Genomic DNA, 10,558 nt, shown 5'->3' on the forward strand with positions numbered 1-10,558 from the left:
ATCTTATGAACGCAAGCGCACACAATTTATACTCGTTCGATGATTAATCGAAATCGTCAAGCCCAGGTCTCGGCATGGATGCCAATTTTTTCTCATCGTCTAGGGGCAGAAAGAAAATCGTCAGCATACCGGGAATCACAGCCAGCGCGCTCATCAAAAAATAATTTTGATAGCCGAGACTCGCCTGCAAGTAGCCGCTAAAAACGCCCGGAATCAGCACTCCTGCGGCCATAAAAGCCGTTGTAATTGCATAATGAGATGCTTCGTATTCAGGGCGGACAGTCCGCATCAAGAACACTGTATAGGCAGCTACGCCAAGTCCGTAAGTAAATTGCTCGATCGAATTTACAGCATAAGCCCATTCAATCCCCGGTTGATTGATTGCCAACAGCCAATACAGCACGTTAGTCGAATTTTGCAGAATAGCCGTCGGCCACATCCATTTTTTCAATCCTTGTTTAGCAATCAAATAGCCGCCCAGCAACCCTCCTATTAACAGAAACATTACCCCTAAAGTACCGGATAATAAGCCCATATCCGACGTAGAAACTGCTAATCCTCCTTTCTCAACTTTATCCATTAAAAAGGGAGGAGCCATTTTAAACGTCAAGGCATCGCCTAACCTAAAAATTAAGACGTAAGCCACAATCCAACCTATTTTATCTTGCTGAAAATAGGTTTTGAATGCTTCGACAAAGCTGGTTGTTTGTTGGGGTGCACCGGATTCTAGATCGTAATTTCTAGGATAGGGAAGATACCACCGCTGAAAAAGATATATCAGCACAAACATAATCGCACAAATACCAAAGGCTGTCGCCCATCCGTAGTTAAGCGCCGACACGCTAAAATCCGAACCGAAAAGTGACAGTGGAATGTTTTGATATGTTTTTGTGTCGCCTGTATTTCCAGTGACTAAATGCTGTTCGGCCAGTTTCCCCGCTAAGAACACCAATAAACCGCTACCGGCAATGACAGCACCTCTATAAGCCGTGTTGCGAACCCCGACAAACAAGGCTTGCTGGTCTTTATTTAGAGTGTTTAAATAAAATCCGTCAATGGCGATGTCGTGAGTAGCGGATACAAATGCGATCGCGGTAAAGATAACAAGCGATATAATAATCGGTGCCGGCGTTAATACGCCAAAAGCTAGGAAAGCAAACAGAAAAGCACAAATGATTTCGGTTGTTAAAATCCATTTGCGTTTGGTGGAATACAAATCAACAACTGGCCCCCACAAACCTTTTAATACCCAAGGAAAAGACAAAAGACTTGTCAAGCCGATGAGTTCGTTGCTGGTTCCCATACCTTTCAAAAAAATCACCGACATTAAATTAACGACGGTGTAAGGGAGACCTTGAGCGAAGTATAATACTGATACCCACAATCCAGCGTTATGCTTTTTTTCCATTGCAGAGATATTTTACCTAGTTACTTATTTGATTTACTGAGTGCGATCGACAATTCCGGTCAATTAAACCGCTTGCATCACAGTATATGCCATTCCGATGCCAGCGGCTGCCATATAAATAGTGCATTTTAGCATCATTCAGACTCAAAACTATTTTTGTTTTGTGAATAAGCCTGCAAAAATTTTTCTTCGTTAAAATGAACGAGGTAAGCGCGAAGATTCTTGTCCCAGTCAGAAGTGTCATAAGTTCGCAGCAGTTCCAAAGCACTTTCTTCTATCTGATATGCAGTTTTTGAACTATTCACCGGACGTTCGGGACTGTCAGGATTAACAACAATTAAACCTGCATCTAGAAACTGATGCACAGTCTGGCGGCGCACAGTTTCCCGCGTATTTGGCGCATACTTTTTACCGTATTGCTGAGCCATAAATTCCATAATTGGTGTGATTCCCCGAAGTGGAGATTTTGCCAATTCCCAAGCATCCTTTGGCTTGAGGTCAAGCAAAGCCAGAAGGGTTAAGGCGGAACGTTCGTTAACCTGACCTTTTGGAAAACCCAGCGCTGCAAGTATTTCTAGAGATTCATCAATACGGTTCTTGATTGTCATTGGGCTATTTTCTAACGGATTGGTCGCCTTCAGCAGTTGTCTCTCGACAAGTTGATCAATCTCCCGCTGTGTAGGAAATATTTCTCCTATTTGAGCGCCAAGTAAAAGTAATTGCTCTAGATTAGGATACTTCAAATTGCGTAAATCCGTAGCATTAACTTGAGTGTGTCCGTTGAACAGTCGGAAAAACGCATCTACCAAACTCGAATTTAGATAAACGGCTAATCCCCGCGCCAGGGTGAGGTCTAATCCGCGTCCCTGTTGGTGAAAGTAATTCAAATGGTTCTCAAAACCAACGCTAGAACTATTAATTTTGGTGGCATCCCAGACAACTGCAACAATTCGCTTTTTCTCTTCCTTTGAGGAGAAGCGCTTGCTCAAAACATAATGTTCGTTAGGTACGAGGAGTGCAGCAGTTTTTTCCGTGACAGCTAAAGCTTGATGCTTTCTCGTTGCTGTGGGATATTCAACACCGCCAGCCCAGAAGTGTGCGGGATAAATCAGCGGAACTGTACTGTTTTCAGGTTTTAACCGCAAGTCAGAGCGAACACGAAAATCTACAACTTTTCCGGTAGAAACTGTTAAGCCTAATTCCTCTAGGGTGCAAGTAAATTGAGCCATTTGCTCGACTACTTTCTGGCTGACAGAATCCGGTAAAATCCGAATAAATTGCTCGGAATCTTGGGGATTAATTAGGGCGGTATAGGGCAGTTGGTGAGACAAAACCAGGTCGTCACCCACGCTGCTGCTTGAGGTAATTAGTACAGTATCTGGCTGTTCTATTTGTTTGGTGGCGCGCACAATAATAGTTTCTTGCAGCACCGCATCATCGCGAAATGGCAACTGTCGGGATTCAAAGATGTGTACTTGGCGTAAAGCCATCATTTGAAGGAAGACTTTGCGGAAATCTCGAAAGTATAAACCGTTGCAACAACTGCGGGGAGTAATCGACACTAATTCACCGTTTGGTTTGAGTAAGTGAGCGGCGGCAACTATAAAACCAGCGTAGAGATTGCTAGTTTCTACTCCTATGGAACGCAGCAAGGTTCTGGCTTGGGATTTAGCGTCTATTTTGGCATAGGGAGGATTGATAATTGCATGGGTAAATTCCCGTTTTACTGGTTGTTTAAAGAGATTGGGCTGCAACATATCGGCGCTGTCTTGAATAAAATCTATTTCGCGAACCTCACAGGTAAAAGATATCTCAAAACGCTGACATTCTATACTGCATAATTCTAAAGTTTGGTTGAGGTATTCAATCAAAATAATGTCAATTTCATAAGCTGTAACGTGCAGACTACGCGGTTTGTTTGGGCGCTGACAAAGCTCGCAAACAACGGCTGCTAACAGGGAACCAATTCCTGCACCGGCATCTAAAAGCGATATATCGGGACAGTTGAATTCAAACATTCCCGCCATCAAACTTGCGACTGAGGAAGGTGTTAAAAATTGTCCCTTTTCTCCTCTCTGGCTTTGCTGCAACTTTCGGGTTGCTTCTTGGCGCCAGCCATCTACTCGATCGAGTAAATTGCTTGCTGTTGAGTAGCTGTTACCCGGAAGGGCTAGCGTTTGAAAGTGCGGTACTATCATTTGTTCAAAAAGTGCTCGCCAGTTCAGTTTATTTTCGCCAAAATAGGAATCTCTACGCTATCATAGTACCAGTTTACTCTCTTCCCATAACAGCAAAGGGCAGCCATGAGTCAAGAAAATTTTACATTTCTCCTTGATAGCGAAAAAAAAGAGGCGCTGAAGGCGATCGCTACTGTCACCGATCGCGATTTAACTTATGTTTTAAACGAAGCGATCGCTTCTTACCTAGACATCTATCAATGGCTGCTTGATGAGATTAATAAAGGCGTTGCCGAGGCCGAAGCTGGAGACTTTGCCAGCGATGATGAAGTCCAAGCAGTTTTTGTCAAATTGACCAATGAAAATTAAGTGGCTGCGACAATCTTTGCGAAATCTAGAACAGGCTCACGCATATATTGTTAAAGACGATCCAGAGGCAGCAAGGCAATTAATTTTAAGGATTCAGAGTGTTGTAGGTCAACTCGCAGAATTTCCTTTTATGGGCCGAGTCGGTCGCGTAGAAGCTACTAGAGAACTTGTCATTTCCAATACCTCTTATCTCATCATCTATCGAGTAAAAGAAGAAAACGTAGAAATTCTCCGTATCCTTCACAGTTCAAGAAAGTATCCCGAAAATTAGGTGATGCTGCCGATCGCCAGTTCAGTGTATTTTCGCCCAAAATGCCACGGATGTGCAAAAATGTCAAGCGCCCTAGAAAATATATAACTTATCCCAAAGTATGTTGACTGTTCATATAGCTAGAGCGGGAGGTAGCTAACGATGACACAAACTCAAACCAAGCGTTATGATTTTACTTAAGTATCTAGCTATAAATGATGACAACTATCAACTGGAGTCAAGTTTTAGATAGCATTCCAGAGAATGCCAGTGAAGCGATCGTCAACTCTCAATTTACGTCGGTTCTGATAGAAGCACTTGGATTCACTAAAAATGAAATGCTGTTTCCGCAATTTCCAACAGGTCGAGGTGCTGATACAGTAGATTTCGCCGCTCGTAAAAATATTGGGACTAATAAGTTTTTGTTTTCGGGTGTTGATCCCTACTTACTTGTTGAAGGCAAGGGACGGGCAATAGCGACAGGAGCTAAAATTAACTTGGCGGAAGGTACTCCCAAATATAACGCTACTAGGGAACAGATTAAAAGATATCTGCTATCTCCTAAATGTCAAACCGCTCAATGGGGCATTATTACCAATGGCATTCATATCCAGTTATTTCAGAGGCATGGGAAAGTTGTAATTCCAGCAACTGCTTGCACTCTGATTAACAAAAGTAATATTAGTGCCATTGTCCAACATATCAAATCTTTGATTGACAACCCGCCCAAGGCATTGACGGTTTGTATCTATAACAATAAAGGAGGTGTAGGCAAAACGACAACAACGCTCAATTTAGCAGCAATTTTGCGAAAACAAAACAAGAAAGTTCTAGTAGTTGATTTTGATTCACAAAGAGATTTAACGCAAACTCTTGGATTAGGCGTAGGCTCTATTACTTTATCTGACTGTCTAATTAATCCCAAAGCAGATGTTATCAAAACAGTTGTTCCTTTTATTCACACCAACAAACAGGGACAACAATTACATCTTTTTGAGGTGATTCCATCAGATGAAAGAATGGAAGAATTTACAGAGCAGAGTGTAAACCATACAACAAAGAGTATGACAGTTCCAAGGGGGCCAAAAAGATTGCGAGATATCCTTAAAACTTTTGTTTATCAATATGATTACATATTGATTGATTGCCCTACCCAATGGTTATTTTTCAGTCAGAGCAGTCTTTATGCCTCTGACGTTGTTCTCATCCCTACCAAGCATAATGGATTAGCCTCACTACACAATGCCGCGAGGGTAATTACAAATTTTATTCCCGAAATTAAACAAGAAAGAGGAGATGGTGGGCCAATTGCCTTACCCATCTTTTTCAATGGAGAGAAGATCACAGATCCTGGGCTTCAGACAGCGAATCTGGAAATTGAAAAAATAATTAATCAAGCTAAAAAAGGCAGCTTTGATCTGCTACCATATTATTGGCCTAAATCTACAAGCGGGAAGGCTGACAAAACTATCTTCAGCATTCCCAGCTATGCAACTGTTGCCAATGCTGCTTTCTCTCATATTCCCGCTGTCTTTCTTAACAAGACCGCTGCTGAACACTATTTTGGTCTAATTAAGGAGTATTTCTTACAATGAGTAAATATGATGACATCGGTAAGCTGATGCACCTGCCATTAGCTGATATTGAACCAGGGGAACCCTGCTCTGAATCTGAGTTTATTATCACCGCCGCAGCCGAGGCTATTTTGAACGCTGGCGGACGCAATTGGATTCCTGTGATTGTTAAAGAAACAGGTGATTATCAATATCAAGTAGTCAGCAATTCGTTTATTTATGCAGTCGCTCAACAAGCTGAACTAGAGCGAGTCTGGTGCATAATCATTGAGCCAGAATCTAAAAACATTGAGCAAGCTAAAATTTTAGCAAGGGAAGTCATACCAAAAGTTAACCTTAGCACAGCATCAAGAGATACTATTCTCGCTGCACTTAGATATTTGGTTGCAGAACCAGGAAGTGCATTGAAGGGATTGGATGTTATTGTAGCAGCTAATCGCATTTCAGCAGCCAATCGGGAAACGTGGTCAAACTTTAACCCTGTTATCAGCTTAAAATGTGGCATTACTAAGGGTAAAAAGTTGGATGCACTTGCCAAAGTCTGCTTTCTATCGCCTGCTCCAGTGGCGCCACCGCCGCCACCGCCTGAAGCAGTTAGCGTGAAACGTGCATCTAGAGATGAAATTTTCGATCGCCTCAATTACTTATCCACTAATAAAATAGGAGGCTTTGATAAGATTGATGCCGAAAAAACAGCAGATGCTATTTTCAACGCAAATAAAGGCAAGTGGAAAAGCCTAACTCCAATTGCCAAACTTGAACCCGGCCTTGATACAGCCAAAATGAAAATCATTAAAACCCTATTTAGCCTGTAAAACTATGTTAAGTGGTGTAGCGGATTCAATTTACGGGCTCAACCGCTATATTGAAAGATCGGAAAATATCGCGCATTTTGCCAAGGTCAATTTTAATCTCATTCTCGACTCTCCCAGCGGTATTACTCAACTATTTACCGATCGACCCAATGAATGTACCCTTGTGCGAAAATGTCAAGCGGACGCTCAAACCAAAAGTCCGTAAAGGACTGTTAAACGCTCTCTCACACATTTCTGATGCGAAATACCAAAACATTCTTTTTGTCAAGCTTGTTCCTGATTGGCTTAACAATTAGTTTTCTGCTGACTCCTGGTTGGTTATCAAACTGGTTCCCAAACCGCGCGATCGCAACTATGCCCCCACAAACCCAAACCGCCGAATTTCGCGCCTTCTGGGTGGACGCCTTCAACCCCGGCTTCAAAACCCCTCAAGAAGTCACAAAATTGATCGCAGACGCGCAGCGGGCAAATGCCAACGCGATCGTCGCCCAAGTCCGCCGCCGTGGCGATGCTTTTTACACGAGTGCGATCGAACCCCGCACCCTCGATCCCAACGTTCCGGCGGGTTTCGATCCCCTGCAAGATTTGATTGACAAAGCCCACGCCGCAGGCATTGAAGTACACGCTTGGATGGTGACGCTGCCGGTGGTTTCGGGCACCAAACTTCCCGCCGGTCACGTTTGGCAACAACACGGGCCTTCTGCCCCCGGCAGCGACAATTGGGCGATGCTGACTTACGGTGGGCAAGCCCAAGGCTATCTCGATCCCGGCCATCCAGACGCCGTAGATTATACTGTTTCCGTCTATTTGGACTTGCTGAAGCGCTACGATGTGGACGGCGTACAGTTGGATTATGTGCGCTACGGCGGGCCGACTTGGGGCTACAATCCGACTGCGATCGCCCGTTTCAATCAGCAAACAGGTCGATCGGGCAAACCCGCACCCACCGATCCCGCCTGGATGCAGTGGCGGCGAGATCAGGTGACGAATTTAGTGCGGAAGCTTTATGTAGAAAGCCTTGCGATTAAACCGCGCGTTAAAATTACCGCCGCCACGATCGCCTGGGGAGACGGCCCGAAAAACGATGCAGGGTGGTATCAAACACAGCCTTACAAAGAAGTATTGCAGGATTGGCGCGCTTGGCTGGAAGAAGGGATTGTAGACATGGCGATGCCGATGACTTACCAGCGCGAGTACAAACGATCGCAAAAACTCGCTTATGACAACTGGATCGAGTACGCCAAAGACCACCAGTATAACCGCCAAATTGCGATCGGCCCCGGCAATTACCTCAACTACATCGAAGACACTCTAGCGCAGGTACGCCGCGCCGAAGGGCCTTCTGCGAAAGGGAATAACCTAGCGGGTACGGTGCTGTATTCCTACGCTAGCAGCAACGTCTACACGAATGTGGAACTGCGATCGGGCGGTAGCGGTGATTTGCCCCGCCAGCCTTGGAAATACGTTCTTCAAAGCAATGATTGGTTTTATACCGCGCTCTCGCAGCCGAGTCAATACGTTGACGGCGCGACGGGTAAAACTGTTGAAACTCAGCCGGTGTGGACGACTGCGGTGGGGATTCCCGATATGCCTTGGAAGTCGCGGCCGACTACAGGTGCGATCGCCGGAAATTTGCAGCGCTGCGCTCAAACTTGCGACGGTGCGAGCTTGACATTGCAGTCGATCGATGATATTGGCGCGGTGCGCCAACTGCGCGCTGATGGTAAAGGATGGTTTGGGGCGATCGAGCTTTCTCCGGGAACTTATCAGTTGAAAGTTGACGGAAGTCAAATTCAACAAACAGTTAATGTTGTCGCCGGTGACGTAACAAAAATCAATCTCGGAGCATCTTAACTGCTTTACTCGTTACCAGGCAGAGCCTGGTAACGCAGATCCGGAGGCTGTGCCTCCAATTTCCATAAAAGCTTGCGAGGCAGAGCCTCTAGATATCGGTTCCCAGGCTCTGCCTGGGAACCAGTTAATATCATAAGCTAAAATAAAATCATTCCACATCAAATTATAAATTTATCAATCGAGATATGCTAACAACAGAAGCTGCTTTCACGCTCCGTAAATGGACAGTTAAAGAGTATCACAAGCTGGGAGAGATGGGATTTTTTCACCCAGAGGAACGAGTCGAACTACTTTCAGGAAATATCATCAAAATGAGTGCAAAAGGAACTGCTCACACCTCCGCTTTAGGGCGTACAGATAGCTTGCTGCAATACCTTTTTAGAAATCTTGCCTGGGTACGTATGCAAGATCCGATCGCCCTTGATGACAATTCTGAACCCGAACCAGATATTGCCGTAGTCAGAATCGATCCTTTTGACTATGCGACTCACCATCCGACGCCCTCAGAGGTATATCTAATTATCGAAGTGGCAGACAGCAGCTTAACTTTCGATCGCGAAATTAAAGCCAAAGCTTACGCGCGATCGGGAATTGCCGATTATTGGGTATTAAATGTGGGCGATCGACAACTGCACGTTTTTCGAGAACCTACAGAAAATGGGTATCAAAGCGAATTAATTCTGGGAGAAAGCGCGATCGTTTCACCGCTGGAATTTCCTACTTTTAATATCGCAATTCAGGCAATGTTGCCACCAATTATGCCATAGGTGCGCGCTGCGAACTTAATAATTTTTATTAACCGCAGAGGGCGCAGAGGGCGCAGAGAGAGAAGAGAGAGAGGCAAGTATTTAATCTGTTTGTAAAACCGCCAACTATTTTGAATTCATCGGCAATTTTATTCGCCTAAAAAATCGATACAATAAATCTAATAGTCGCAGTCGGTTAAAACCGACTTAAGCTTTGAGCCAGGGGTTTAAACCCCTGGCGGACTGGCGAAATGGCGACATATTTACTGACAACATCTTTAAGGACTGAAGTCGTTACTACAAACCTAATCGCTTTCCAGAATGCTTGCGAGCAAAGCTTGCTGAGCGTGCATCCGATTTTCTGCCTGATCCCAAACGCGCGATTGACTGCCTTCTATCACTGCATCGGTAATCTCTTCATCCCGGTGTGCGGGCAAACAGTGCAATACAATTGCATTCTTATCGGCTAACTTCAGCAATTGTTCATTTACCTGATAGGGTTCAAACAAAGGAATTCTGATTTTTGCTTCCTCTTCCTGTCCCATACTCGCCCAAACATCAGTATAAATCACTTGAGCATTCTTCACAGCAGCTTCTGCGTCCGTCGTCACCGTAACTTCGGTTTTTCCCTGAGCAATATTCTTAGCTTTTTCCACTATCTCAGCATTGGGCCCGAAATCTTGAGGGCAAGCAATTCTTACATTCATTCCCGTCATTGCACAGCCCAACATCAGCGAATTAGCCATATTATTGCCATCGCCCAAATAAGTCAGGGTCAATCCTTCTAGCTTGCCAAAACACTCTTTTACTGTCATTAAATCCGCCAGAACTTGACATGGGTGTTCGTCATCTGTCAACGCATTAATCACAGGAATTTTCGCATAATTAGCAAAAGTTGCTAAGTCCTTTTGCTCGAACGTCCGAATCGCCAAAATGTCTAAATATCTGTCTAAAACCCTGGCTGTATCTACCAAAGGTTCCCCGCGGCTGACTTGTGTAACGTTGGGATTGAGGTCAATCACTTGCCCTCCCAATTTATACATTGCTACCGTAAAACTTACCCGCGTTCGCGTTGAAGCTTTGGAAAATAACAAGCCGAGAACTTTATTGCGTTTCAGCTTGACCATTCCCGATTTTAAACTGGCTGCTAGATCCAGCAAATAATTTAATTCGTCAATGCTTAAATCTGCCAGACTTAATAAATCTCGCCCTTTTAAGGAATCCATGCTTTCCCCCACACACAAATTTTTAACTTTGTCGTGAACTACCAGACGCTGACCACTTAAGTGGTACAGCGCTGGCTTCCTGATTCAACGGGGCGGGGCGTCCAACAAAACCGAAGTTTTACCAGATCGACTTACATCC

The 10,558-nt window shown here is 44.5% G+C and carries 10 protein-coding genes; 7 read left to right on the plus strand and 3 right to left on the minus strand.

Translation table 11 applies throughout. The annotated features are described in order from the left end of the window. Window positions 1-43 precede the first annotated feature (43 nt). Window positions 44-1,408 carry an MFS transporter gene (locus QUB39_RS20565; RefSeq protein ID WP_333208647.1) on the minus strand — a complete coding sequence of 455 codons (1,365 nt, stop codon included), beginning with the start codon at window positions 1,406-1,408 and terminating at the stop codon, window positions 44-46. Window positions 1,409-1,542: 134 nt separating this feature from the next. After that, window positions 1,543-3,606: an Eco57I restriction-modification methylase domain-containing protein gene (locus tag QUB39_RS20570; protein ID WP_333208648.1), complete on the minus strand. Its 2,064-nt coding sequence runs from the start codon at window positions 3,604-3,606 to the stop codon at window positions 1,543-1,545. 105 nt (window positions 3,607-3,711) lie between these two features. Between QUB39_RS20570 and QUB39_RS20575 the strand changes: the two genes are divergently transcribed. The 7 genes from QUB39_RS20575 to QUB39_RS20605 all read left to right on the plus strand — a co-directional run bounded on the left by QUB39_RS20575 (window position 3,712) and on the right by QUB39_RS20605 (window position 9,214). Beyond that, window positions 3,712-3,954 (plus strand): CopG family transcriptional regulator, encoded by a 243-nt coding sequence (locus QUB39_RS20575; RefSeq protein WP_333208649.1) that lies wholly within the window; start codon window positions 3,712-3,714, stop codon window positions 3,952-3,954. Next, entirely contained in the window at window positions 3,944-4,225 is a 282-nt protein-coding gene (locus QUB39_RS20580; RefSeq protein ID WP_333208650.1) for a type II toxin-antitoxin system RelE/ParE family toxin, read from the plus strand. The genes QUB39_RS20575 and QUB39_RS20580 overlap by 11 nt, the downstream gene beginning before the upstream one ends. A 194-nt stretch (window positions 4,226-4,419) precedes the next feature. Further along, window positions 4,420-5,799 (plus strand): AAA family ATPase, encoded by a 1,380-nt coding sequence (locus QUB39_RS20585; protein ID WP_333208651.1) that lies wholly within the window; start codon window positions 4,420-4,422, stop codon window positions 5,797-5,799. Continuing rightward, window positions 5,796-6,593: a hypothetical protein gene (locus QUB39_RS20590; protein WP_333208652.1), complete on the plus strand. Its 798-nt coding sequence runs from the start codon at window positions 5,796-5,798 to the stop codon at window positions 6,591-6,593. The genes QUB39_RS20585 and QUB39_RS20590 overlap by 4 nt, the downstream gene beginning before the upstream one ends. A gap of 4 nt (window positions 6,594-6,597) precedes the next feature. Continuing rightward, window positions 6,598-6,798, plus strand: coding sequence for an alpha-E domain-containing protein (locus tag QUB39_RS30655; protein ID WP_445243116.1), 201 nt, complete (start codon window positions 6,598-6,600; stop codon window positions 6,796-6,798). A 32-nt stretch (window positions 6,799-6,830) separates the two neighbouring features. Continuing rightward, the gene (locus QUB39_RS20600; protein WP_333208653.1) at window positions 6,831-8,447 is read left to right on the plus strand and encodes a family 10 glycosylhydrolase; all 1,617 of its coding nucleotides are present in this window, start codon (window positions 6,831-6,833) and stop codon (window positions 8,445-8,447) included. Window positions 8,448-8,632: 185 nt separating this feature from the next. Next, on the plus strand, window positions 8,633-9,214 hold the full coding sequence (locus QUB39_RS20605) for a Uma2 family endonuclease (protein ID WP_333208654.1): 582 nt from the start codon (window positions 8,633-8,635) through the stop codon (window positions 9,212-9,214). A gap of 284 nt (window positions 9,215-9,498) precedes the next feature. Here the strand turns inward: QUB39_RS20605 and argF are convergent, their stop codons facing one another. After that, window positions 9,499-10,419, minus strand: coding sequence for an ornithine carbamoyltransferase (gene argF / locus QUB39_RS20610; RefSeq protein WP_333052921.1), 921 nt, complete (start codon window positions 10,417-10,419; stop codon window positions 9,499-9,501). Between the last annotated feature and the right edge of the window lie 139 nt (window positions 10,420-10,558).

It is taken from the genome of Microcoleus sp. AT8-B5 (assembly GCF_036705565.1).
In the GTDB taxonomy this organism is placed as follows: Bacteria; Cyanobacteriota; Cyanobacteriia; order Cyanobacteriales; family Microcoleaceae; genus Microcoleus.